This window comes from Fusobacterium perfoetens ATCC 29250, from assembly GCF_000622245.1.
In the GTDB taxonomy this organism is placed as follows: domain Bacteria; phylum Fusobacteriota; class Fusobacteriia; order Fusobacteriales; family Fusobacteriaceae; genus Fusobacterium_B; species Fusobacterium_B perfoetens.
Map to the genome: position 1 here is coordinate 20,889 of NZ_JHXW01000015.1, position 26,026 is coordinate 46,914.

Sequence of the window (26,026 nt, forward strand, 5' to 3'; positions counted from 1 at the left end):
GTGTAGATATATTGGACACGTATCGGGATTTGATTTTATTAGCAATTTTAATTATGTTATCAGGTTTTTTTTCTGCTTCAGAAACAGCTTTAACAGCTTTTTCTAGTATTTATTTAGAAGATATTGTTGAAAAAAGCCCTAAAAAAGGGGAGTTATTAAAAAGGTGGTTAAAAAAACCAACAGATATTTTAACTGCATTATTATTAGGGAATAATATAGTAAATATTTTTTCAACATCATTAGCAACAGCTTTAATAACTAAATTTTTAACTAATAGAGGAACAGAATCACAAGGAAGAGCAGTTTTAATTTCTACATTAGTAATGACTTTAGTTATATTAATATTTGGAGAAATAACTCCAAAAATAATAGCTAAAAATCATTCTACTTTAATTTCTAAAAAAGTTATTGTTCCAATACATATAATGACAAAAGTATTTAAGCCTTTTATTATTATATTAACTTCAATTTCTAAACTTTTAAGTAGATTAATGGGAATTGAAATAAAAGATAATGCAGTAACAATAACTGAACAAGATATTATTTCATATGTAAATGTTGGAAAAGCTGAAGGTGTAATAGAAAACGAAGAAAAAGATATGATAGAATCAATTGTAACTTTTGGAGATACTTTAGCAAGAGAAGTTATGACACCTCGGACAGCTGTTTATGCTTTTGATGGTGAAGAAAGAGTAGAAGATATATTAGATAAAGTTATAGAAAAAGGATTTTCAAGAATACCTGTTTATAATGAAGGAATAGATGATATTATAGGTATTTTATATGCTAAAGATTTATTAGTAGCTATGAAAGAAGGAAAGAAAGATTCAAAGGTTAAAGAATTTGTCAGAAAAGCTTTTTTTATTCCAGAAACAAAATCTGTTTTGAGTATACTTGAAGATTTCAAAAAAGACCATGTTCATATGGCTATAGTTGTAGATGAATATGGAGGAACAGTTGGAGTAGTTACTATAGAAGATGTGATAGAAGAAATTTTTGGTGATATAAGAGATGAGTATGATTTAAATGAAAAAGATACAATAAAACAAATATCAGAAAATACATATGAAGTGGACGGAATGATAGATGTAGAAGAATTAAATAAAGAGTTGAATATAAATCTTCCAGAATCTGATGATTATGACAGTTTAGGTGGTCTTATTTTAAATGAATTAAATGAAATTGCCAAAAAAGATGATATTATAAAAATAGAAAATATAGAATTAAAAGTTTTAGAAGTAGATAAAGTAAGAATTTCTAAAGTATTATTACATATAGGAGGAAAGGAAGAGGAATGTTAAAAGTTATAAGAACCTATTTTTATGCTGGAATGATAGTACTATTGCCTATATTTTTTACTATATATATTATAAATTGGCTTATAAATATAGTAATAGGATTAACTTTAGATTCTTTTATGGTATCAATTATAAATAATATTATTAAAACTTTAGGAGTAGAACAAAATGATAGAATAGTTTTAGTGATATATTTGGTATATTTATTAATGATTTTAGTTTTTATACTTTTAATTGGATTAATAACAAAAAATATAGTAGGAAAAAGACTAAAAAAGAGAATGGATGATTTAATTTGTAAACTTCCTATAATAAAACAAGTCTATTCTACAATGTTGCAAATAGTTGCATTAGTATCATCAAATAAAAATTCAGGATATAAAAAAGTTGTTTCAGTAGAATATCCTAAAAAGGGAATATATAGTATTGGATTTTTAACTGCTGAAAAAAATGAAGCAATTACTAAATGTTATGGAAAAGAAGTTTATAATGTTTTTATTCCAACATCACCAAATCCTACTTCTGGAATGTTTATTTGTGTACCAATAGAAGATGTACATGAATTAGATATGAGTGTAGAAGATGGTGTAAAATTAATTGTTTCTGGAGGAGTTATAGCTCCAGGGATAGAATATGATTTGGACGAAAATGATGATGAGAAATAAAATTATTTGTATATTAACTTTAATTACTTTAGGGTGTAGTTCATATAATAAAAGAGAAAATATAAATAATAATCTAGAAAAACCTGAGTATGTTCTCTTAAAAGGGATAAATTTAAAACAAAAAGGAGAGTATTCAGAAGCTTTAGTAATTTTTGAAGAAATTTTAAAAGAAGATTCTAAGAATAAAGTTCTTTTAGAAGAAATAGCAGAATCATACATAAAATTGGGAGATTATAAAAAAGCTGTATTTTATTATGAAGAAGCTATGAGATACAGTGAGAGGGATGTTAGATTAATAAAAAATTTAGCATATACTTATTATTTAGATAAAAATTATAAAAAATCTTTAGAATATTTAGAAAAGCTATATGAAAAAGAAAATGATATAGAAACTAAAAAATTAAAAGTTTTTCTTTTGACAAAAAATAATTTTGAGATTTCAAAAGAATACTTTAAGGAAATAGAAAATCAAATAGAAAGTTTTGATATCGATTTTTATAATATGTATATAAAATTTTTGGATGAAAATAATTTAGATAAGGAAATCCAAAATATATTAAATAGTTTTCCAGAAAGATTTTATTCAGATTCAAAAGCTATGGATTTTTATTTTCAATTAAAATATAAATATTCTAATAATTATAATGAACTTGAAAAAGAATTAAAAAAATATATAGTTATAAATAATAATAGAGAAATTGGAGATAATATTTATATCTTATTAGGGGAGATAGAATATAAATTAAAAAATTATAATGAATCAAAAAATATTCTTAAGTTTGTTTCTAAAGATGGGAAACAAGATAAGAAATATTTAGAGCTAATAAGGAGTTTAAATAATGAAAATAGATTATAAAAAATATGTTACAGCTATAGAAAATTTTCCAATAGAGGGAGTTACTTTTAGAGACATAACATCATTTATACAAAATGGAGAAGCTTTTAAAAATGCAATAGAGGAATTTTCTGATTTTGCAAAAAAAAAGAAAGCTGATATAATAGTTGGACCAGAGTCAAGAGGATTTATGTTTGGATGCCCAGTAGCTTTTAATTTGGGAATAGGTTTTGTACCTGTAAGAAAACCTGGAAAATTACCAAGAGAAGTTATTTCTTTTGATTATGATTTAGAGTATGGAAAAAATACTTTAGAAATGCATAGAGATGCTATAAAAAAAGGACAAAAAGTTATAATAATAGATGACTTATTAGCAACAGGAGGAACTACATTAGCTACTATAAAATTAGTGGAAGAATTAGGTGGAGAAGTAGTTGGAATTTGTTATTTGATAGAATTAAAAGAAGAATTTAATAGTAGAAAAAAATTAGAGGGATATGATGTATTTACTTTAATAGAATACTAATTTTTTTCTATGAAAGAGGGTAAATATGGATTATTTGAAGGAACTTCTAGAAGAAATAGAAAAACAAAAACTTGATGTAGACATAGAAAAAATAAAACTTGCTTTTTCATTGGCTGAAGAAGCTCATATTGGGCAATTTAGACAGTCTGGAGAAAATTATATATTACACCCTGTACAAGTTGCCAAAATAATTATTAGAATGAGAATGGATACAGATTCAATTATAGCTGGAATTTTACATGATATAGTTGAAGATACTCTTATTACTTTAGCTGATATAGAATATAGTTTTGGAAAAAGTGTGGCCAATTTAGTAGATGGTGTTACTAAATTAAAAAAATTACCTAATGGAACAAAACAACAAGATGAAAGTATCAGAAAAATGATTCTAGCTATGTCTAAAGACATAAGAGTTATTATTATAAAATTAGCTGATAGATTACATAATATGAAAACTTTAAATTTTGTGCCAGAGGAAAAACAACTTAGAGTATCTAAGGAAACTTTAGCTATATATGCTCCATTAGCTCATAGATTAGGAATGGCTAAAATAAAATCTGAATTGGAAGATTTATGTTTCTTATATATCTATCCTGATAAATATGTAAAAGTAAGAGATTTTGTTAACTCTAAAAAAGAAGAGAGAGATGAATATATAAAAGGTGTAGAAAATACAATAAAAGAACTATTAGATAAATCGGGGATAGAAGGAAATATAAAAGGAAGATTTAAACATTTTTATAGTATTTATAAGAAAGTTTATGAAAAAAATAGAAGTTACGAAGATTTATATGATTTGATGGGGATAAGAATTATTGTTAAAGATGTAACCACTTGTTATCATACTTTAGGAGTAATTCATGAAAAATTTAGTCCTGTTCCTGGAAGATTTAAAGATTATATAGCAGTTCCAAAATCTAATAACTATCAATCCATTCATACAACAATAGTTGGGCCAGAAGGAAAATTCGTTGAAATACAAATAAGAACAGAAGAAATGGATAGGATAGCAGAAGAGGGAGTTGCTGCTCACTGGAGTTATAAAGAAAAAGTAAAAGTTGGAAAAAAAGACAAAGTTTATTCATGGCTTAGGGATATAATCGAATTAAACAAAGAAGCTGATAGTGCTGAAGATTTTGTTACTTCTATAACAGGGGATATTATAGAGGAAACTATATTTACATTTTCTCCAAGAGGGGATATTTTAGAATTAAAAACAGGTTCTACTCCAATAGATTTTGCTTTTGCTATTCACTCTGAAGTTGGATGTAAATGTATAGGTGCTAAGGTAAATGGTGATATAGTACCACTTGATTATAAATTAAAAAGTGGTGATAGAGTAGAAATAATCACATCTAAAAATGCTAAAGGTCCTGGAAATGACTGGCTTGATATAGTTGTTACACAAGGAGCTAAAAGTAAGATTAGAAAATGGTTAAAAGATAAAAAATGGGAAGAAAATATAAAATTAGGTAAGGATGTTTTAGAAAAAGAAGGGGCTAAATTACCTGTTCCTATGACTTTAAAAGAGATAGAGGAATCTCCTGTAACTAAAAAACATATGGAAAAACATAATATAGCAACATTAGATGATTTTTATTTTATTATGGGAGAAAAAAGAAGTAAGGCAGAAATTTTTGTTGATAAGTTAAAAGATTATATAGAAAATATAAAAGAGAAAGAAATATTAACAAAAAATGTAGTTCCTACTCAAATTAAAAATTCTAGAAAGAAAAATGATTATGGAATTATAATAGAGGGAATAGAAAATACTCTTATAAGATTTGCAAAATGTTGTACTCCTTTACCAGGTGATGAAATAGGAGGATATATAACAAAACTTACAGGAATAGCTATTCATAGGAAAGATTGTAAAAATTTCCAAAATATGATAGAACTTGAGCCAGAAAGACAAATAAATGTTAAATGGGATACAGATGTCATTGATAAGAAAATGAATAAATATCAATTTAAATTTTCAATAATAGCTGAAGATAATAAAAGTCTTGTAATGGAAGTTGTAAATTTAATAGGAAATCATAAAATAGTTCTTACAGATATAAACTCTATGAATATTTCTAAAAATAGTAAAAAATATTTAAAAATAAAAGTTGCTGTAGAAATTTCTAATAAAAAAGATTACAGTATGCTTATTGAAAATATTAAGAAAATTAAATATGTAATAGAGGTTGAAAGATAGAGATTGGAAGGAAAAATGAAAAAATTACCAGTAACTTATGAATTGATAAAAAAGAATGGAAATGCGAGAGCAGGAATAATAACAACTCCACATGGAAAAATTGAAACTCCTGTTTTTATGCCAGTTGGAACTCAAGGAAGTGTTAAGGGAATGACCAAAGAAGAGTTACTAGAATTAGGAACTCAAATAATTCTAGGGAATACTTATCATCTTCATTTAAGACCCTCTGATGAATTAATAAAAAAATTTGGAGGACTTCATGAGTTTAGTAATTGGGATAGACCAATATTAACAGATAGTGGAGGATTTCAAGTATTTAGTTTAGGACATTTGAGAAAAATAACAGAAGAGGGAGTTGGTTTTTCTTCTCATATAGATGGTTCAAAAAGATTTTTATCTCCTGAAAAATCTATAGAGATACAAAATAATTTAGGTTCAGATATAGTTATGTTATTTGATGAATGTCCTCCAGGAGCTTCTTCAAGAGAATATTTAATACCATCAATAGAACGTACAACTAGATGGGCTAAAAGATGTGTTGAAGCTCATAAAAAACCTGATGAGCAAGGGTTATTTGCCATTGTTCAAGGTGGAATATATGAAGATTTAAGAGAAAAAAGTTTAAAAGAATTAAAAGAGTTAGATGAATTTATATCAGGATATGCTTTAGGTGGATTAGCTGTTGGAGAAGCTAAAGAGGATATGTATAGAATTTTAAAAAATGTAACTCCAATTTTACCAGATGAGAAACCTAGATATTTAATGGGAGTAGGAGAGCCTCTTGATATGTTAGAAGCTGTTGAACATGGAATAGATATGATGGATTGTGTTCACCCTACTAGAATAGCAAGACATGGAACTGTATTTACAAAATATGGTAGACTTGTTGTAAAAAATTCAATTTATGCTGAAGATGATAGACCTTTAGATGAAGATTGTGATTGTTATGTTTGTAGAAATTATAAAAGAGGATATATAAGACATCTTTTAAAAGCAGGAGAAATTTTAGGGCAAAGATTAACTACATATCATAATTTATATTTTTTAGTGAATCTTATGAAAAAAGCAAGACAAGCAATACTAGAGGATAGATATTTAGAATTTAAAGAAGAATTTATAAAAAATTATACAATGGGAAATAAATCTTCTTGGATTCAAGAAAAAAAATAATTTTATAAAAAGTGGCTGGTTATCCAGTCACTTATTTTTAAAAGAGGTATATTTATGAAAAAAATATTTTTAATATTATTTTTTATTTTTTCTTTAATTTCTTTTGGAAAAGAAGAGTATTTTAGAGGTAAAGTTTTAGAAAGAGTAGGGAGTAAAATGGAAAATTCCTTAACAACTAATATAGAAGTAGATGGAGAAGAAATAAAAGATGTTGAATTATTTAAAGTGAGAATAAAGAATAAAGAGTATATAATTGAATCTCCTATTTATGTTGAAGAGGCTTACAATATAAATATTTCAAAAGGGGATTGTGTTGTTGTTTATAAAAATGATAGTGATGGAAAATTATATATTTCAGATATAGATAAAAGATTTAGTTACTTTTGGATGATTGGAATATTTTGTGGATTGGCGTTATTACTAGCTCGTAAAAAAGGTTTAAAATCTTTAATGGCTTTAGGAGCAACAGTTTATATGATATTTTATTATTTCATTCCATCAATAGTTAAAGGAGAATCTCCAATAATTATTTCAGTTATTATTGCACTATTATCTTCTTGTATAACCATTTTTTTAGTTGCTGGTTTTACTCATAAAGGAGTTGTTGCAATAATAGGAAGTATAGGGGGAACTATTTTTTCTGGAATTTTATCTTATATTTTTGTTAATAAAATGAGTTTTAGTGGATATCCTACATTAGATGCTATTACATATGTAGATATTTTAAAAAATATTAAAGTTAAAGAATTAATATCTTCGGGAATAATATTAGGAAGTATGGGAGCTATAATGGATGTTTCTATGTCTATTTCATCAGCTATAACAGAATTGAGAGAAAATAGTATAAATTTAGGTTCTAAAGAGTTATTTAAATCTGGAATTAATATAGGAAAAGATATGGTAGGAACAATGATAAATACTTTAATATTAGCATATATAGGAAGTTCATTGTTTGATATGATTATTATATATAAAAATCTTGAAAATTTACCGCTTACTAGATTATTAAATTATGAATTTATAGCAGTAGAAATTTTAAAATCTTTTACAGGAAGTATTGGAATACTTATTTCAATTCCCATAACAGCTTATTTAGGAGCTCATTTACATAAAAGATATAGAGATGTAAAAACTTTAAAAGAAAAATTTTTCCTAAAGAAATAAAAAATATGATAAACTTAGTTTACTTCAATGAGATTAAAAATAAAGAAAAATAATTAAATCTAGTAATAAAAAATAAGTTTATAAGTGAAAAGTTAGAAAAAATGAAATAAAATAATAATATAAATTGAAATAAAAAAAACGGCAATAAAGCCGTTTTTTATTTTAATAAATAGGGTTAATCATATATTCTGTAATATCTCTTACAATAGCTGCAGTTTTTAAACTCTTATCATAAACTGGGTTATACTCAACAATATCAACAGAAGTTATAAAGTAATTTTTGAATAGATATTTAAATGTTTTGAAAATATCATCTTCATCAAATCCATTTTTTACAGGAGTACTTACTCCAGGAGCAAATTTAGGATTTAAAGAGTCTACGTCAAAACTTATATGAATATCAGAAACCTTTAAATAATCTCCAATTTCGTCAAGTACAGCATCTATTCCTTTACGCATAACATCATCATAAGGAATAACTTTTACTCCAAGTTTTTCAATAACATCATATTCTCTAACATCAATATCTCTAGCACCTAAAATAATAACATTTTCAGGTTTTATTTTAGCTCCTTCAAAGTAACAGTTAACCATATCAGTATCTCCCTCACCTTGTAAGAAAGCTAAAGGCATTCCATGAATATTTCCACTGATAGTAGTCTCTTCTGTATTCATATCAGCATGAGCATCTATCCAAACAACTCCAAGATTAGGGTTAGATTTAGCAACTCCAGATATAGTTCCTAAAGCAATTGAATGGTCTCCTCCAATTGTTATTGGTCTATATCCATCTTCTATAGATTCATCTACAAGTTTTGCTATTTTTTCACAAGTATTTAATATAGTATTTTTATATTTCATCATAGGAACATTGAAATCTTCTCTTTGTTTTTCAATATCAACCATTTCAATTTCATCAAATGTATCAGAGAAGTTTTCTACAAGAACATCTATACCAAATTCAATACCAGACCTATCAGCTCCTAAATTTAAAGGAACTCCAAATATTCTGTTTTTCATTTTCTCTGTATATAAATACATAGCATCTTCATCTTCAATGATATTTATATATTCAAGATTAGGGTCTTCCATACCTTGTAAATGTGTTTTTTGTTCACGAAGTTCTTCTATATAATTGATAACTTCTTTACTAATTCTTTCTCCAGGAATGATAATAGGGATACCAGGTGGATATGCCATTATCATTTCAGCACAAATTTTTCCTAAACTTTCAGAGAAAGGAACTTTTGAAGTTTCACTATAAAAAGCTTCCCTTGGGATAAGTTCTTGTTCAGGAATAGCAGGTATTCTTGAATTTCTTATTTTTTTAATTTCTTTTGTATTGAAATATCTATCACTGATATCTTGTAAAGCTTTTATTAAAGTATCAACACTTTCTTTTGTATCTCCAATTGTAATAAGTCCTAAAACATTATAGAAATCAGAAAGTTCAACTTGAATATTATATTCATCTGTTAATATAGTTTCTAAGTCAAATCCAGTTATTCCTAAAGCTTTTGCAGATACAGTTAATTTAGTAGGGTCAAAGGCAAATATTCCCTCTTTTCCAACTATCTCTTCTCCAAAAGAATACATTCCAGGAATTTTATTTATTTCAGCTCTAGCATAGTTAGCTAGTTCAATAGTTCTAGATAAAAGTTCTCTTCCATGAATAGCTATTTGTCTTCTAGCACAGTCTAAAGAAGCCATTAATGGATAAGATGGTGATGTTGTATGAAGTAAACTTAAAATTTGTTGAACTCTTGTAGGGTCAACTCTATCAGAATTAACATGTAATAAAGACATTTGAGTCATTGCTCCAAGAATTTTATGAGTGCTTTGACAACAAATATCAGCTCCAGCATCAACAGCTGACATTGGTAAATCTTCATGGAAATGAAGATGAGGACCATGAGCTTCATCAACTATTAAAGGAATATCATGTCTGTGTACAATAGCAGCTATTTTTTGAATATCAGTAGCTACACCATAGTAAGTAGGGTTAATAATAAGTACAGCTTTTGCATCAGGATGTAATTCTAACATTTTTTCAACAGTACTAGGTCTAACTCCATGAGCTATTCCTAAATCATTGTCTATAACAGGATTCATGTATACAGGTATTGCTCCAGCTAAAATAATTCCAGCAGAAACTGATTTATGAACATTTCTAGGAATTAATATCTTTTCTCCAGCTTTTACAACTGAAAGAATCATGGCCTGAATAGCACCAGATGTTCCATTTACAGCAAAGAAACTCTTTTTAACTCCATAGGCATCAGCAGCTAATTCTTGAGCTTCTTTAATACAACTTTTAGGATGGTGTAAACCATCAACCATTTTAAAAATAGTTACATCAATTTTTAAAGGATTTTCTCCAATAAAATTTAAAAATTCTTCATCCATTCCTTTACCTTGTTTGTGTCCAGGTACATGGAAAGGTGTGATATTTCTTTTAGCATATACATCTTTCAGTACAGTAAATAATGGTGTCAAATTTTGGTCTAATTTAGCCATTCTTTTCTTTCTTACCTCCATATTTTAATTTTTTTATTTTTATGTTATAATTTTATTACATTACGATATTTTATGTTTTTTTTAAAATTTAGTCAATCTTTTTTTTATTTTTTTTTAAATTTGTTTCAAAGGAGTATAATCTTGAAAAAAATTTTAATTTTTTTATCAAATGGAATTGAGATATTAGAAGTAGCTCCCTTTATAGATATTTTTGGTTGGAATTCAGTAGTTGGAGATAAAAAAGAAAAAATTAAAGTAGAAACTATGTCTTTTGGAAAAATAAAAAGTACATGGAATTTATCAATAGAAACAGAACTAAATTTTGAAACTAAAGAAATAAATATAGAAGAATACAATGCTTTAGTTATTCCTGGAGGTTTTGGAATGGCTGGTTTTTTTATAGATGGAAAAAAAGAAAAAATTCAAAATTTGATTAGAGAATTTTATAAAAAAAATAAAATGATAATAGGAATATGTACAGGCGCTATAATATTAGGAGAAGCAGGAATATTAAAGAATAAAAAAGCTACTACATATTTTTTAGATAATAAAAGATATTTTAATCAATTAAAAAAATTTGGAGCTATAGAAATAGAAAAGGATATAGTGAGAGATGAAAATATTATTACATCAGCTAATCCAAAATCAGCTTTAGAAGTGGCTTTTTATCTTTTAGAAATATTGACTTCTAAAGAAAATAGTCAGATAGTAAAATATAATATGGGATATAAATTTTAAAAAATAATGAGAAAATTAAAAAAAGTATGGTATACTATAACATATAAATAAAATAAAACGAGGTGTAAAAATGACTAAAGATTTAGAAAAAGAATGTTGCTGTGGTGAGCATGACCATCATCATGAAGATGGATGTTGTTGTGGACATACAGACGAAAAAAAAATACAAGAACTTAGAGAAAAATTAGCTCAAGAAAGAGCTAAGGGAAATACAAATAGTGTTTCTGAAGGAAAAGTAGTAACTGTAGAGTTTAAAGTTTATGATAATGATACAAATGAATTATTAGAAGATACTAGAGAAGTTGGACCTTTCTTCTATATTCAAGGAATGGGAGCTTTTGTTCCTAAAATAGAAGAAGCATTAACAGGAAAAAAAGCAGGATATAAAGATACAATTACTTTAACTGTTGAAGAGGGATATGGAGAGCGTGACGAAGAGTTAGTAGTAGAGATGGATAGAAAAGACTTTGTAGAATTTGAAGATATCTATATAGGTCTTGATTTTATAGCTGACTTAGAAGATGGTTCTGAACAATCTTTTGTTATTACTAAAATAGAAGATGATGTAGTAACTGCTGATGGAAATCATCCATTTGCTGGAAGAAATGTAAGATTTGAATTAGAATTAATAGGTGTTAGAGAAGCAACAGAAAAAGAATTAGAATTTGGAGAGCCTTTATTTGAAGGATTTTAATTAAGAAAAAGGAGAGAAAAATGAAAATAGCCTTAGGTTGTGACCATGGTGGATATGAGTTAAAAGAAACTGTAAAAAAACATTTATTAGAAAAAGGATATAAAGTTTTAGATTTAGGATGTCATTCTACAGAATCCGTAAATTATCCTATATATGGAAAAGCTGTGGGAGAAGCTGTAGTTAAAAAAGAGGCTGATTATGGAATTGTAATTTGTGGTACAGGAATTGGAATTTCAATAGCAGCTAATAAAGTAAAAGGAGTAAGAGCTGCTCTTTGTATGAATACAACAATGGCTAGACTTACAAGAGAGCATAATAATGCTAATGTTCTAGCTTTTGGGGCAAGAATGGTTGGAGATGTATTAGCTCTTGAAATGGTAGATACATTTTTAACTACAGATTTTGCTGGAGGAAGACATACAGCAAGAGTTGAAATGTTAGAAGATTAATAATTTAGGAGGAAATTATGGCTACAATTTTTACTAAAATAATTAATAGAGAAATACCAGCAAATATAGTTTATGAAAATGAAAAGGTTATAGCTTTTAAAGATATAAATCCACAGGCTCCTGTTCATATATTAGTTGTTCCTAAAAAAGAGATACCAACTATAAATGATATTACAGAGGAAGATAAAGAGTTAATAGGAGAAATGTATTTAGCTATAGGAAAAATAGCAAAAGAATTAGGAATAGCAGAAGAGGGATACAGAGTAATTACAAATTGTAATGAGTTTGGTGGACAAGAAGTGTTTCATATACATTTTCATCTTTTAGGTGGAAAAAAATTAGGAACATTAGTATAAAAAATAAAAAAAAGTATTGACATATGTATTTTTTAGTGTATAATACTGATTGAAATAAAGAATAGCAAAAATAAAGATCGCTTAGTTTTATTTATAATTGTTAGTTTTAAATTATAATTAAGAAAAAAGCGAGGGACCCATTTATTCGGTTTGTGCCGTAGCTAACCTCGTCATCAATAGACAGAGGGAAAATGGTTTGTCCAGTATAATTGTGTGTTATATGCCATTAGTCCTAATCTAATGGCATTTTTTATTTAATAAAATTAAAAAACGAGGTGATATTTGAAATTTTAATGAAAATTAAAATTCTAAATTAAGGAGGAAAAATGAAAAAAGAAACAACATCAAAAGTAGTCAAAGAAACAAAATTTATTCATGCACTAATACCATTGGTATTCTTAATAATATCTTTAGGATATACAATAAGGTATACTAATGCAGCTCCCCATATTCCAATTATAATTTCTGGGATGTTAGCCGCTTGTATAGCTATGTTCTTTTTAAATTATAGGTGGGAAGTAATACTTGAAGGAATATTAGAAACAATAAAATCTTCAATGGAAGCAGCTTTAATATTGTTAATAATAGGAATGGTAGTAGGAAGTTGGATTATATCTGGTGTTGTTCCTACAATGATTTTTTATGGATTAAAAATAATGTCTCCAAGTATATTTTTACCAGCAACTCTTTTACTTTCTTTGATTGTGGCAATAGCTACAGGAAGTTCTTGGAGTACGGCAGCCACAATAGGAATTGCTTTAATGGGAGTTGGAGCTGGTTTAGGAATACCGTCTCCTATAACAGCTGGAGCGATAATTTCAGGAGCATATATGGGGGATAAATTATCACCATTATCTGATACAACAAACTTAGCTCCAGCAATGGCAGGTTCAGATTTATTTGACCATATAAAAGCTATGTTATTTACAACAATACCAGCTTTTGTGATTACAATAATTTTATTTTCTATAATAGGAATGAAATATTCTCAAATAGAGGTAGATGCCTCAGTATTAAATTCAATTTTAATAACTTTAGATGAACAATTTTATATAAGTCCTATATTATTTGTTGTTCCATTAATAACAATAGGATTGGTAGTAAAAAAAGTTCCAGCTATTCCAGGACTTTTATTTGGAAGTATAATAGGAGGAATAGCAGCTGTTGTTTTTCAAAAAGTTCCATTAAAAGATTTTATAACAAGTTTACAAGTTGGATATGTTTCTAATTCAGGAAATGAAATGGTAGATGCGTTATTAACTCGTGGTGGAATGAATAGTATGATGTGGACAGTAGCTTTGATAGTGTGTGCTCTTTTCTTAGGTGGAGTAATGGAAAAAACAGGAATGTTAAATGTTTTAGCTATGAAAATTTTGAGTATAGCAAATTCAACAGGAAGTCTAATATTAGCTACTTTATTAACAGCTTTAGCTGTAAATATTTTGGCAGCAGAACAGTATCTTTCAATAGTAATAACAGGAAGAATATTTAAAGATGTATATAAGGAAAAAAATTTACATCCAGTAACTTTATCAAGAGCATTAGAAGATTCAGGAACAATGACTTCTCCACTTATTCCTTGGAATAGTTGTGGAGCTTATATGATAGCAACTTTAGGAATAGCTCCTTGGACATATGTTCCCTATTGTTTTATGAATATTATTAGCCCAATTATTTCATGTATTTATGGATATACAGGATTTACAATAAAATATCTTAATAAAGAGGAAAAAAGAGAAAAAAATAATTTAAAGCAAAGAGTAGCAACTATAATAGGAGCTGTAACTAAATAGAGAAAAAAGCTGATTAGAAATTTTCTAGTCAGCTTTCTTTTTTGTGAAGATAAATAAAATCAATTCCTTTATTTAAAAAATCAGAATTATCTAAATTACTTTCATCTATTGTTTTAAAAATAATTTTACTTTTAATATTTGTATTATTTTTTATTTTTTTTAAAGTTTCAAAAGAAGAAATTTCAATAAATTCAGGGTCTAAATTTTCAATAATATTAAAATTTAATGGATTATGTTTATCCTCTTTAAAAATTAGAGGAATATTATCATCAAAATAATTAAGAAAATCACTAATTGAATCCCATCCTTCAATTCCTTTGATTTCAAAAATTAAATTTTCTAATTTTATATTAAAATTTGAAATTAAATTTTTTACACTTTCAAAGAAAAAATCAGGGTCATCTATATAATTAACATGTAAAGTATAAAATAATTTTTTCTTATTATAATTTTTTTCAAAAGCAATTTTATAAGATTTTTCTTGTAATTTAAAAGTAAAAAATTCAAAAAGCCCATTTTTAGAAGCCAATTTGTAAACAGCCTCACTATCTTCAAAGCCAGTATTTGAAAAATCTTTAATAATTTTATAACCATAAATTTCTTTAGTTTTTATATCAATAACAGGAATAAAATGAAAGGAAACTTTTTCTAAAATTTTTTTAAAGTTTATATTAATCATAAAACACCTCTATTTATAAATTTAAATTTTTTAATTCTTTGATTCCATTTATAAGTAAGTTTAAATCTATAAATTTATATTCTTCTAAAGATTCTTTAGATAGCTCTTTTATTGAAATATTTGGTAACTTTTTAGATATATTGAGAGCTCCTTTAATTAAATTTAATGAAGCTATATTTTCTGTAGTAAAATTTTTAGAAACTATAATTGATTTAAAGGGATTATTTGAATTTTCAATATTTGATATGATAGGGTCACTAAGAAGTTTATGCCCTTTTAATATACATTTATATGTTTCTAATAAAACTCTTTCTATACTTTCATTTTCTAATAATACTACTTCATCAGTTTCTTTATAAAAATTAAAAACTTTTTTATTGTTAGTAACTATTGTAAAAGACATTTTATCCTCCTTAAAAAAATATATGTACATTATAGTATACCACATAAAATACAATATAGTATAAAAAAAATAAAAAAGTATTATAAAAAATAAAAAAATTTTTCCTTTGTATTAATATTGTATGTATAATATTAAAATGGCATATTTTAAAAAATAATAAATAAAAAATATAAAAAAAACAAAAAAAGTATTCCAAAAAATAAATATATGTGGTATCATTTAGTAAATTTTTTTTATTTTGGAGGAGAAGAATGGAAAACTTAAATTTATTGGTACAGAATGTTAGTGGATTTGTTTGGAATAAGATTTTAATTTTATTACTTATTGGAACAGGGGTATTTTTCACAATAGTGTTAAAATTTATACAGGTTAGAAAATTTGGAGAGGGTTATAAGAGAGCTGTAAGAGGAGCTAATTTGAATGGAGAAAGTGCAGGAGCTGATGGAATGAGTTCATTCCAATCTTTAGCTACAGCAATAGCAGCTCAAGTAGGAACAGGAAATCTTGCCGGAGCAGCTACAGCAATAGCTTCAGGGGGACCAGGAGCTATATTTTGGATGTGGGTCAGTGCATTTTTTGGAATGGCCACTGTATATGCTGAGGCTGTGTTAGGACAATTATATAAGAAAAGAGTTGAAGGGGAGATTATAGGAGGACCAGCTTATTATATAAGTGAGGGATTAGGAAATAATAAATTTAGTAAAGGATTGGCTGTATTTTTTGCTTTATCATGTGTATTAGCTTTATCATTTATGGGGAATGCTGTACAAGCCAATTCAATAGCTTCAGCTTTTAGTAATGTATTTGAAGTAAAACCTATGTATATAGGATTACTTGTAGCAGTAGTTTCAGGATTTATTTTTTGGGGAGGAACACAAAGAATAGCTTCTTTCACAGAAAAAATAGTTCCTTTAATGGCTGGACTTTATGTGGGAGCTTCAATATTAATAATGATTTTTAATTTTTCAGAAATTATTCCTGCTTTTAAAATGATAATAATGGGAGCTTTTAATCCTTCATCAGTTTTAGGAGGAGCTGCTGGAATAACAGTAAAAGAAGCTGTAAGATATGGAGTAGCTAGAGGATTATTTTCAAATGAAGCTGGAATGGGTTCAACACCTCATGCTCATGCTGTGGCTAAAGTAGATGACCCTAGTCATCAAGGAGCTGTAGCTATAATAACAGTATTTATAGATACATTTGTTGTATTAAACTGTACAGCTTTTGTAATTATAATGACAGGTGGAGTAGGAAGTGGACTTACTGGAATAACATTGACACAATCTGCTTTTAATAAAGTATTAGGAAGTTGGGGAGGAGTCTTCATAGCTGTTTGTTTATTCTTCTTTGCTCTATCAACTATAATAGGATGGTACTATTTTGGAGTGGCAAATATAAAATATCTTTTTGGAGAAAAAGGTATGAATCCATATAAAATAATAGTATTATTGTTTATAATATTAGGTTCAATGGCTAAAGTAGACTTAGTTTGGAATTTATCAGATTTATTTAATGGATTAATGGCTTTACCAAACTTAGTTGCTTTAATTGCTCTATATAAACTTGTAAAAAATGTGGCTATTGAAAATAAAAATAAGTAAAAAATAAATAGACAAAATAAAAAAAATATGATAACATTAAAACAAGTTATACAACTGACGGAAGTGGAACTGACCACAGGGAGTATAACTATTAATTAAGCCGACCGTCTGGGCAAAATAAGCCTAGTCTGTCGGATTTTTTATTTAAATTAATAATTTTAGGAGGAAGTGATTATGAAAACAGATATCCAAATAGCTCAAGAAGCGAATCTTTTACCAATTAGTAAAATAGCTGAAAAAATAGGACTTACTGAAGATGATTATGAATTATATGGAAAATATAAAGCAAAAATAGATTTTAATTTATTACACAAATTAGAAAAAAAAGAAAATGGAAAATTAGTTTTAGTTACAGCTATTACTCCAACTCCAGCTGGTGAAGGAAAATCAACAGTAACAGTTGGACTTACTCAAGCTTTAAATAGAATGGGATATAATTCTATGGCAGCTCTTAGAGAGCCGTCTCTTGGACCTGTATTTGGAATAAAAGGAGGAGCTACAGGTGGAGGATATTCTCAAGTTGTTCCAATGGAAGATATAAATCTTCATTTTACAGGAGATTTACACGCTATAGGAGTGGCTCATAATTTAGTTTCAGCTGTAATAGATAATCATATAAAATTTGGAAATAAATTAAATATAGATATAACAAAAATAACTTGGAAAAGAGTTGTTGATATGAATGATAGAGCTTTAAGAAATACTGTGATAGGACTAGGGGGGGCTGCTTCAGGAATTCCTAGAGAAAATTCTTTCCAAATAACAGTTGCTTCTGAAATAATGGCTTCTCTTTGTTTAGCAAACTCTTTAAAAGATTTAAAAGAAAAAATTTCTAGAATAATATTTGGATATGATTTATCAGGAAAACCTCTTACAATAAATGATTTGAATATAACAGGAGCTGTAACAGCTTTATTAAAAGATGCTATAAAACCAAATTTAGTTCAAACTTTAGAAAATACTCCTGTATTAATTCATGGAGGACCTTTTGCTAATATAGCTCATGGATGTAACTCATTAATAGCTACAAAATTAGCTTTAAAATTAAGTGATTATACAATAACAGAGGCTGGTTTTGCTGCTGATTTAGGAGCTGAAAAATTCTTAGATATAAAATGTAGACAAGGAAATTTATCTCCTAATTGTGTAGTAATAGTGGCTACAGTAAGAGCTTTAAAACATCACGGGGGAGCAAAAGAATTAAATGTTGAAAATTTAGAAGCTTTATCAAAAGGACTTGAAAATTTAGATAAACATATAGAAAATATGAAAAAATATAATCTTCCAGTAGTAGTAGCTATGAATAGATTTTTAACAGATACAGAAGCTGAGTTTGATTTAATAAGAGAAAGATGTAAGGCTCAAAATGTTCCAGTAGCTCTTTGTGATGTGTGGGCTAATGGAGGAGCTGGAGGAGAAGAATTAGCAAAATTAGTTATAGAGGAAATTGAAAAAAATAAAGGGGAGTATAAACCACTTTATGAACTTTCAAAATCTCCAAAAGAAAAAATTGAAACAATAGTTAAAGAGATATATGGTGGAAGTGGAGTTACATTCTCAGCAAAAGCTAAGAAAATGTTATCTCTTATAGAAGAAAATGGATATAATGAATTACCTATTTGTATGTCAAAAACTCAAAAATCTTTATCTGATAAAGCTAATTTATTAGGAAGACCAACAGGATTTACAGTAGAGATAAATGAAATTAAAATAGCAGCAGGAGCTGGATTTATAATAGCAATGGCTGGAGATATTATAGATATGCCTGGATTACCAAAAGTACCAGCAGCTGAAACTATAGATATTGATGAATTTGGAAAAATCTCTGGATTATTTTAAAATTTTCTAAAAAACAAAAATAAAAAAACTGATTAGAGTAATTTCTAATCAGTTTTTTATATATAAAATAATATAATAGATTTTTATAAATTTATAATTATAAAAAATAAAAATTAAATAAATAAAAAGTTAAGTAAAAATTATTACTTTTCAATAATTTTTTATTTATAAATTTTGAAAATATTTTTAAAAAATAAAATTATTTTAAATTTTTTTGTTGATAAATTTTATTATGTATAATAATCTATAAAATTAAAAATTTAGAAAATAAAAAAGGTTCAGTATTTACTGAACCTTTAGTGATATTCGATTACTCTCCTGCAGATATAGCGCTAACTGGACATCCACCAGCACAAGCTCCACAATCAATACAAGTATCTCCTATAGTGAATTTTCCATTGTCGTTAGCTGATATTGCTCCAACTGGGCAAGTTCCTTCACAAGCTCCGCATCCAACACAAGTTTCTTGATCTATTACGTGCATTTTCAATCCTCCTATTTTCTTTTAAAAAATTTTATTATTATTTCTAGTGACATGTTTAGTATACATTAACTTTTGGATTTTGTCAAGATATTTTTTCTAAAATGTTTTAATATGAAACAAGAAAATTTTGGTTATCAAAATATTATAAAACTGTGAATCTTTAAGGAAAAAAATATATATTTTGAATATTAAAATTTATGGTGAAAGATATTTTTACGAAAAACGAACATAAAAAATATCTTTTTAGTTTGATATATTCTAATATTTATTATATAATAAATATAAGTAATTTTATAAAAACCTAAGGAGAAAAATGAAAAATAAGATAGTTCCATTGATAATTTTTGATACAGAAACAAATGGGTTAACTAAAAATGATTCTGTTTTATCAATATCAGCTGTAAAAGTTTTTTATGATATTGAAAATGAAAAATTTTTAAAAGATTATGAGGAATATGATAGATATTATTTTATAAAAGATGGAGAAGAAGAAAATAAAGAGGCCATAAATGTAAATGGACTAACTAGAAATGAAATAGAAAAAAGAAGAGGGGATAATGCTTATCCTAAATTTTTCTATGAGGATATAGAAAGTTTTAAAAAGTTTTGTGCTGGGGTAAATCATTTTATAGGTCATAATATTAATTTTGATTTAAAATATATAAATGACTATATAGAGGTTAAATATACTTTTGATACTATGTTTTCAAATAGATATATAATGAAAATACCTTGTAGTTATGGATATAAAAATCCAAGATTATCAGAAGCAGCAGAATTTTATCAAATAGATGTAAATCAATATAGTTTTCACTCTAGTTTAGATGATGTGAAAATAACAGCGAAAGTCTTTAGAAAAATGTGTAAAAATAGAGAAAAATCAGCTATAACTTTTATTAATAAAAATTAGAAGGATTTTATGTAATGAAAAAAGAAGCAATAGTTTTATTGAAAAAAATATATGGATATGATTCTTTTAGAAAAGGACAAGATTATATAGTAAATAGTATTTTAAATAGGAGAGATACAATAGGAATAATGGCAACAGGGGGAGGGAAATCTATTTGTTATCAAATTCCCTCTTTGATTTTTGATGGGGTAGGAATTGTAATTTCTCCACTTATTTCATTGATGAAAGACCAAGTAGATGCTTTGAAAGTTTTAGGGATAAAAGCTATATATATAAATTCTACTTTAACGAAAGAGGAATTTATAAAAGCTATCAATGAATTGAGATACAATAATGTAAAACTTTTATATCTAGCTCCTGAAAGAATAACTAATGAGAAATTTATAAAATTGATAAGAGAGATAAATATCTCGTTTATAGCAGTAGATGAAGCACATTGTATTTCACAATGGGGACATGATTTTAGAAAAAGTTATTTGGAAATTCCTAAATTTATAAAGGCTATGAATAAAAAACTTCCAATATTAGCTTTGACAGCTACAGCAACTCCAAGAGTTGTAGAAGATATTGAAAAATTTTTAGAGATGGAAAATCCTTTTAAATATATAAGTGGATTTGATAGAGAAAATATATTTTTTAAGGTTGAAAAATCTGTAATTGCTGATGCCTATATAAGTAAATATATTAGAAGTCATAAAAATATGTCGGGAATAATTTATGCCAATACAAGAAAAGAGGTAGAAGGACTATATCAATATTTAAAAGAGGTAAAAGGGTATAATGTAGGAAAATATCATGCTGGTCTTTCTAAAGAAGAGAGAAGTGAAATGCAAGAGGCTTTTTTAAAAGATGATATAGAGATAATGGTAGCTACTAATGCTTTTGGAATGGGGATAGATAAATCTAATATAAGATATGTTATCCATAAAAATATTCCTAGAGATTTGGAAAGTTATTATCAAGAAGCTGGAAGGGCTGGAAGAGATGGACTTCCAAGTGAGGCTATTTTAATTTTTAATGAGGAAGATATAGCAACACAAGAATTTTTTATAGAAGCTAACGAAGAAACAAGTGATGAGCAAAGAAAAATTAAAAGAAGAAAACTTGATGAAATGGTAAGATATGCTAATTTAACAAGTTGTTATAGAGAATTTATATTAAAATATTTTGGAGATAAGAGAATAAAAAATTATTGTGGAAATTGTGGAAACTGTAGAAATATAAAAGATGTAGAAGATTTAACAATTGAAGCAAAAAAAGTAATATCTTGTATAGGTAGAGCTAAAGAAAAAATAGGAACTTCTACTTTGATTAATATTTTATTAGGAAAAGCTGATACAAAAATTGAAAGAAAAAAATTAAATGAAATAACAACCTTTGGATTGATGAAAGAAAAAAGTCAAGAGTGGCTTGAAGAATTTGTAAATTTTCTGATAGCAGAAAATTATATAGAGCTTACTGCTGGTAGTTTTCCAATAGTTCAATTAAATAAAAATTCTTTTGATATTTTAAAAAATTTAAAAACTATAAAAAGAAAAGTAAATGAAGTAATATCTTTTGATTATTATGAAGATACTTTATTTAAAGAGTTAAATTTTTTAAGAAAAAAAATAAGTGAAAAAGAAGAGGTTGCTCCTTATATAATATTTTCTGATACTTCTTTATTGGAAATGGCTGAAAAAAAACCTAAAAATAGATGGGAGATGTTGAAAATTAAAGGAGTAGGAAATCAAAAATTTAAAAATTATGGTGAAGAATTTTTAAAAACTATAAATAAATTTACAGATGAAGATATAAAAAAAATAAAAATAGAAAATTTTATTGATGAAAAGTATTTAGATATAGAGAAAATAGAAAATCTTAAAAAAGATTTAAACTTGAAAATAGATACAGAATTATTAAAAGATATATTAATAAAAAATTTATTTTTATAAAAAATAAACTTTTTTGCAAAAAAACTGTCTAAATGGCATAACGATATAAATATTGTTATATAAATTTCTCTCCCCAAAAAGAAATAAATAAAAATCCACTTCGAAAGAGGTGGATTTTTATTTTATTATTCATTTTCATATCCTTTTTCTTTTAAAAATTCAATTACTTTATCAACTGCCTCATCAATATTAGAATAATTGATTTCTAAATCGTAAGTATGTTTATCTATTCCTTTATCATAAAGAGGGTCATAATATTCTTTCATAAGAATTTCACTAAGTTCAGCTAATTTATTTTCTATTAATAGTGAATGATATCTATTATATCTTTCTTTACTTATATATCTAGCTACTTTTAATAAACATTCTTCTAATTCAGGGATAGAAGCTTTTGAATAATCTTCTAAAATAATTTTTACTCTATTTTCCATAGATGTACTTATAAAAATATGAGTACCAGTTAATATAGAATTATATATAGGTTCTGGTACATAAAGGTCGCCAATTCTTTTACTTTCACTTTCAACTAAGAAATATCCTTTTTTATTATTGACTAAATAATTAAAAATTTCTCCGTCAAATCTTTTTTGACTTTGTTTTTTTTCCTCACAAAGTCCACCAAAGAAAGAACCTTTATGGTCAGCTAATCTTTCTAAATTTAAAACTGAATAACCTTTTTCTTCTAATTTTTCTAAAATCTTAGTTTTTCCCTCTCCAGTTCTTCCATGAAGTACAATATATTTTATATTTTCATTTTTATTTGCTATATTATTTAAAATATATTGACGATAAGCTTTATATCCACCTTCTAATTTAAGAGTTTTATAACCAAGACTATTAAAAAGAACTTCTAAAGTAGTACTTCTCATTCCACCTCTAGCACAATAAAAAATAAGTTTATCGTATTTTTTAGAAAGTTCATTGATTTCTTTAAAAATTAAAGGTAATCTTTTTGAAATTTTTTCTATTCCTATTTCTTTTGCTCTTTCCTTTGAAATTCTAACATAGGCAGTACCTACTTCAGCTCTTTCATCATCTAAAAGAGATGGAATATTAATAGCTCCTGGAATAAGTTCTTCGCTATATTCCTTTGGACTTCTTACGTCTATTAAAATATAATTTTTTAATTTTAAAACATCTTCGAAAGAAATTTCTCTCATTTTAAAACCACCTTAAATAAAAAAATTCTTAATTGATATTATAAACTAAAAAAGAAATAATATCAATTAATAAAATAACTATTGCCAAACTCTATTTTATAAGCTATAATGTAGAGTGGAGTAAAAATAATTAAAATGTAAAGATATTAAAAGATTATGATTATTTTCGTAAAAAATAAATAAAAATATAAAAAAAGAAAATAAAAATAGACTAAAAATAAAAAAAACAGTATAATATTTTTATAAAAAATATTATTTTTTACACAAAAATAGATTAAAAAATAATCTAAAATTACAGAAATTATGAGGAGGTTACACTATGGCTACAAAAACATACTATAAGACAGAGGAAATAGGAGCAAATAAACCAGGATTTTCTAGAACTCGTTCTATAATAGAAGCGGCTTTTTATGGGAACAATGTAACAAAAGTTACAACAGTAAAAGAAGCTTATAAATTAGCAAAGGCATCTCCTGGAACAATAGTAACAGATTTACCTGTTTATAAAGGTGAAGAATTTGGATTAGAACCTGATACAAAAGTTTTGTTATTTAATGATGGACCAATTACAGGACGTTTTGCTGCAGCTAGAAGAATAGTAGGAGACCCAGATATTGATAAGGAAAGATTAGATAAAACTTTAATGAATGCTGTTTATTATACAAGATTTAAAAAACTTTATCATGCTGAAGCATATATAGGATTAAATCCTGAATTTATGGTAAAAGCTCACTTATTAATACCTGAAGGTGAAGAAAACATAATGTATTCATGGATGTTAAACTTCCAATATTTATCAACTGAATATTTAAAAATGTATAAAAATTCGAGAGTTCTTCCAAAAGAATCTGATATATATATTTTCTCAGACCCATTCTGGAAAGGAACTAGATATGTAGAAGCTGCTGACCCAGAATATTTAACATACTTTGACCCTGAAAATAACTGTGCTGCTATACTTGGAATGAAATATTTTGGAGAATTTAAAAAAGGAACTTTAACTTTAGCTTGGGCTATAGCTAATCGTCAAGGATATGTATCTTGTCATGGTGGACAAAAAAGATATAAATTACCAAATGGAGAATCATATGTTGCTTCATTCTTTGGATTATCAGGAACAGGAAAATCTACATTGACTCATGCTAAACATAATGGAAAATATGATGTAACAATTTTACATGATGACGCTTTTATTATTAATACTGAAACTTGTTCATCAATAGCTTTAGAGCCAACATATTTTGATAAAACAAATGACTATCCAGCTGGAAGTCCAGACAATAAATATCTATTAACAGTTCAAAACTGTTCAGCTACTTTAGATGAAGATGGAAGAGTAGTTATAGTAACAGAAGATATAAGAAATGGAAATGGTAGAGCTATAAAATCTAAATTATGGTCACCAAATCGTGTAGATAAAATAGATGAGCCTGTAAATGCTATATTCTGGTTAATGAAAGACCCTACATTACCACCAGTTATAAAATTAAAAGGGGCTTCTCTAGCTTCTGTAATGGGAGCAACTCTTGCTACTAAGAGAAGTAATGCTGAAAGATTAGCTCATGGAGTAGACCCTAACGCACTAGTAGTTGAACCTTATGCAAACCCATTTAGAACTCATCCATTATCAGATGACTATAATAAATTTAAAAAATTAGTTGGAGATAAAAATGTAGATTGCTATATTTTAAATACAGGAGAGTTTATGGGTAAAAAAGTAAAAGCTCAAGATACTCTTGGAATATTAGAAAAAATAGTTGATAAAGAAGCTGTATTTAAACCTTGGGGACCATTCTCTGATATAGAAATATTTGAATGGGAAGGATTTGTACCTAATTTAGAAGATGAAAACTATCTAAGTGCTTTAAAGGCTAGAATGAATGATAGATTAGAATTTGTAAAATCTAGAGAAACATTTAAAGGTGGAAGAGATAGACTTCCTGAAGATGCTTTAGAAGCTATAGAAAAAGTTGTAAAAGAAATAAATTCTATTTAGTAAAAAGTAAAAAAAATAAAAATAAAAATAAAAAGCCACTGTGTAAAAACAGTGGTTTTTTATTTTTTTATAAAAGAAAATTATAATAAAATCTCAATTTTTAGTTTTATAAAATATTATATTATAGTTTTAAAGCTTCCATATCAAAATAAAGATAATATTAAATTAATAAAAAGGGGATTGATTTTTTTTTTTTTTTTGAGATATACTTTTATTAAGAAATAGATACAATGACTGCAATTTAAGAAGATATAAAAAAAACGAGAGTTTTTATATATCTGTTTTAGATTGCTTTTTTTTTACAAAAAATTTATTTGTTATTATGGAGGTGTACTATGAAAGATAATATTAAAAAAAGTTTAAAAAGATTGCTAAAAAGAAAAGTAAAAATAACTTTAGGAATAATAATTGCTTTTATGATAACAGGAGTAGTAAGTTATTCTAATGATGATGTAATAAGTGAAAGTGTAACTGTAAAAATTAATTCAAATGGAATATATAATGAAGGAGTAATAGAAAGTTTAGAAAACTTTGAAATAATAGTAGGAAGTAATAATGGAATATATAATAATCAAGGTGGAACAATAGGAAGTCTAGAAAACTTTGGAATAATAG

At 26.4% G+C, this 26,026-nt stretch carries 23 protein-coding genes and 1 riboswitch; of the genes, 18 read left to right on the plus strand and 5 right to left on the minus strand.

The annotated features are described in order from the left end of the window. Positions 1-11 precede the first annotated feature (11 nt). The 7 genes from T364_RS0106345 to T364_RS10600 are packed head-to-tail and all read left to right on the plus strand — an operon-like array spanning position 12 to position 7,858. A complete protein-coding gene (locus tag T364_RS0106345) occupies positions 12-1,301 on the plus strand; it encodes a hemolysin family protein (RefSeq protein WP_027128837.1) in 1,290 nt (429 codons plus the stop codon). Next, complete coding sequence (locus tag T364_RS0106350; RefSeq protein ID WP_027128838.1) at positions 1,295-1,963, plus strand: DUF502 domain-containing protein; 669 nt, start codon at positions 1,295-1,297, stop codon at positions 1,961-1,963. Before T364_RS0106345 ends, T364_RS0106350 begins: the two co-directional genes overlap by 7 nt. Beyond that, on the plus strand, positions 1,932-2,819 hold the full coding sequence (locus T364_RS0106355) for a tetratricopeptide repeat protein (RefSeq protein ID WP_147386031.1): 888 nt from the start codon (positions 1,932-1,934) through the stop codon (positions 2,817-2,819). Before T364_RS0106350 ends, T364_RS0106355 begins: the two co-directional genes overlap by 32 nt. Then, positions 2,809-3,324, plus strand: coding sequence for an adenine phosphoribosyltransferase (locus T364_RS0106360; protein WP_027128840.1), 516 nt, complete (start codon positions 2,809-2,811; stop codon positions 3,322-3,324). Before T364_RS0106355 ends, T364_RS0106360 begins: the two co-directional genes overlap by 11 nt. A gap of 25 nt (positions 3,325-3,349) precedes the next feature. After that, positions 3,350-5,524: a RelA/SpoT family protein gene (locus tag T364_RS0106365; protein ID WP_027128841.1), complete on the plus strand. Its 2,175-nt coding sequence runs from the start codon at positions 3,350-3,352 to the stop codon at positions 5,522-5,524. 15 nt (positions 5,525-5,539) lie between these two features. Beyond that, positions 5,540-6,694, plus strand: coding sequence for a tRNA guanosine(34) transglycosylase Tgt (gene tgt / locus T364_RS10595; RefSeq protein ID WP_051532673.1), 1,155 nt, complete (start codon positions 5,540-5,542; stop codon positions 6,692-6,694). Between the two features lie 54 nt (positions 6,695-6,748). Beyond that, the gene (locus T364_RS10600) at positions 6,749-7,858 is read left to right on the plus strand and encodes a YibE/F family protein (RefSeq protein ID WP_035945471.1); all 1,110 of its coding nucleotides are present in this window, start codon (positions 6,749-6,751) and stop codon (positions 7,856-7,858) included. Positions 7,859-8,020: 162 nt separating this feature from the next. On the opposite strand, the gene T364_RS0106380 is transcribed toward T364_RS10600, so the two are convergent. Continuing rightward, positions 8,021-10,375 (minus strand): aminotransferase class I/II-fold pyridoxal phosphate-dependent enzyme, encoded by a 2,355-nt coding sequence (locus T364_RS0106380; RefSeq protein WP_027128842.1) that lies wholly within the window; start codon positions 10,373-10,375, stop codon positions 8,021-8,023. A gap of 141 nt (positions 10,376-10,516) precedes the next feature. Here T364_RS0106380 and T364_RS0106385 point away from each other — a divergent pair, with 141 nt between their 5' ends. From T364_RS0106385 to nhaC, 5 genes are all read left to right on the plus strand, one after another. Next, positions 10,517-11,113 (plus strand): DJ-1/PfpI family protein, encoded by a 597-nt coding sequence (locus T364_RS0106385; protein WP_027128843.1) that lies wholly within the window; start codon positions 10,517-10,519, stop codon positions 11,111-11,113. A 163-nt stretch (positions 11,114-11,276) separates the two neighbouring features. After that, positions 11,277-11,807, plus strand: a complete 531-nt coding sequence (locus T364_RS10605; protein ID WP_051532676.1) for an FKBP-type peptidyl-prolyl cis-trans isomerase — start codon at positions 11,277-11,279, stop codon at positions 11,805-11,807. A 20-nt stretch (positions 11,808-11,827) separates the two neighbouring features. After that, positions 11,828-12,256 (plus strand): ribose 5-phosphate isomerase B, encoded by a 429-nt coding sequence (gene rpiB / locus T364_RS0106395; protein ID WP_027128844.1) that lies wholly within the window; start codon positions 11,828-11,830, stop codon positions 12,254-12,256. A gap of 17 nt (positions 12,257-12,273) precedes the next feature. Next, a complete protein-coding gene (locus tag T364_RS0106400; protein ID WP_027128845.1) occupies positions 12,274-12,612 on the plus strand; it encodes a histidine triad nucleotide-binding protein in 339 nt (112 codons plus the stop codon). Between the two features lie 326 nt (positions 12,613-12,938). After that, positions 12,939-14,405, plus strand: coding sequence for a Na+/H+ antiporter NhaC (nhaC, locus tag T364_RS10610; RefSeq protein ID WP_051532674.1), 1,467 nt, complete (start codon positions 12,939-12,941; stop codon positions 14,403-14,405). A 28-nt stretch (positions 14,406-14,433) separates the two neighbouring features. On the opposite strand, the gene T364_RS10615 is transcribed toward nhaC, so the two are convergent. Both T364_RS10615 and T364_RS0106415 read right to left on the minus strand, forming a co-directional pair. Further along, positions 14,434-15,084 (minus strand): EAL domain-containing protein, encoded by a 651-nt coding sequence (locus T364_RS10615; RefSeq protein ID WP_051532675.1) that lies wholly within the window; start codon positions 15,082-15,084, stop codon positions 14,434-14,436. Between the two features lie 13 nt (positions 15,085-15,097). Then, the gene (locus tag T364_RS0106415) at positions 15,098-15,487 is read right to left on the minus strand and encodes a GrdX family protein (RefSeq protein WP_027128846.1); all 390 of its coding nucleotides are present in this window, start codon (positions 15,485-15,487) and stop codon (positions 15,098-15,100) included. A 251-nt stretch (positions 15,488-15,738) separates the two neighbouring features. On the opposite strand from T364_RS0106415, the gene T364_RS0106420 reads away from it, so the two are divergent. Both T364_RS0106420 and T364_RS0106425 read left to right on the plus strand, forming a co-directional pair. Beyond that, positions 15,739-17,088 carry an alanine/glycine:cation symporter family protein gene (locus T364_RS0106420; RefSeq protein ID WP_027128847.1) on the plus strand — a complete coding sequence of 450 codons (1,350 nt, stop codon included), beginning with the start codon at positions 15,739-15,741 and terminating at the stop codon, positions 17,086-17,088. A gap of 40 nt (positions 17,089-17,128) precedes the next feature. Then, a riboswitch (ZMP/ZTP riboswitch) is annotated at positions 17,129-17,209 on the plus strand. 53 nt (positions 17,210-17,262) lie between these two features. Further along, entirely contained in the window at positions 17,263-18,927 is a 1,665-nt protein-coding gene (locus tag T364_RS0106425; protein WP_027128848.1) for a formate--tetrahydrofolate ligase, read from the plus strand. Between the two features lie 310 nt (positions 18,928-19,237). On the opposite strand, the gene T364_RS0106430 is transcribed toward T364_RS0106425, so the two are convergent. After that, positions 19,238-19,411, minus strand: coding sequence for a 4Fe-4S binding protein (locus T364_RS0106430; protein WP_027128849.1), 174 nt, complete (start codon positions 19,409-19,411; stop codon positions 19,238-19,240). Between the two features lie 313 nt (positions 19,412-19,724). Here T364_RS0106430 and T364_RS10620 point away from each other — a divergent pair, with 313 nt between their 5' ends. Continuing rightward, the gene (locus tag T364_RS10620) at positions 19,725-20,321 is read left to right on the plus strand and encodes a 3'-5' exonuclease (protein ID WP_035945473.1); all 597 of its coding nucleotides are present in this window, start codon (positions 19,725-19,727) and stop codon (positions 20,319-20,321) included. Positions 20,322-20,335: 14 nt separating this feature from the next. Next, positions 20,336-22,255 carry a DNA helicase RecQ gene (gene recQ / locus T364_RS0106440; protein WP_027128850.1) on the plus strand — a complete coding sequence of 640 codons (1,920 nt, stop codon included), beginning with the start codon at positions 20,336-20,338 and terminating at the stop codon, positions 22,253-22,255. Positions 22,256-22,380: 125 nt separating this feature from the next. Here recQ and mnmH read toward each other — a convergent pair whose 3' ends face one another. After that, positions 22,381-23,415, minus strand: coding sequence for a tRNA 2-selenouridine(34) synthase MnmH (gene mnmH / locus T364_RS0106445; RefSeq protein ID WP_027128851.1), 1,035 nt, complete (start codon positions 23,413-23,415; stop codon positions 22,381-22,383). A gap of 319 nt (positions 23,416-23,734) precedes the next feature. On the opposite strand from mnmH, the gene T364_RS0106450 reads away from it, so the two are divergent. Together T364_RS0106450 and T364_RS0106455 are read left to right on the plus strand one after the other, a co-directional pair. Continuing rightward, positions 23,735-25,411, plus strand: a complete 1,677-nt coding sequence (locus tag T364_RS0106450; protein WP_027128852.1) for a phosphoenolpyruvate carboxykinase (ATP) — start codon at positions 23,735-23,737, stop codon at positions 25,409-25,411. A gap of 335 nt (positions 25,412-25,746) precedes the next feature. Continuing rightward, positions 25,747-26,026: hypothetical protein (locus tag T364_RS0106455; RefSeq protein WP_027128853.1), on the plus strand; the 280-nt coding region annotated here is incomplete at its 3' end.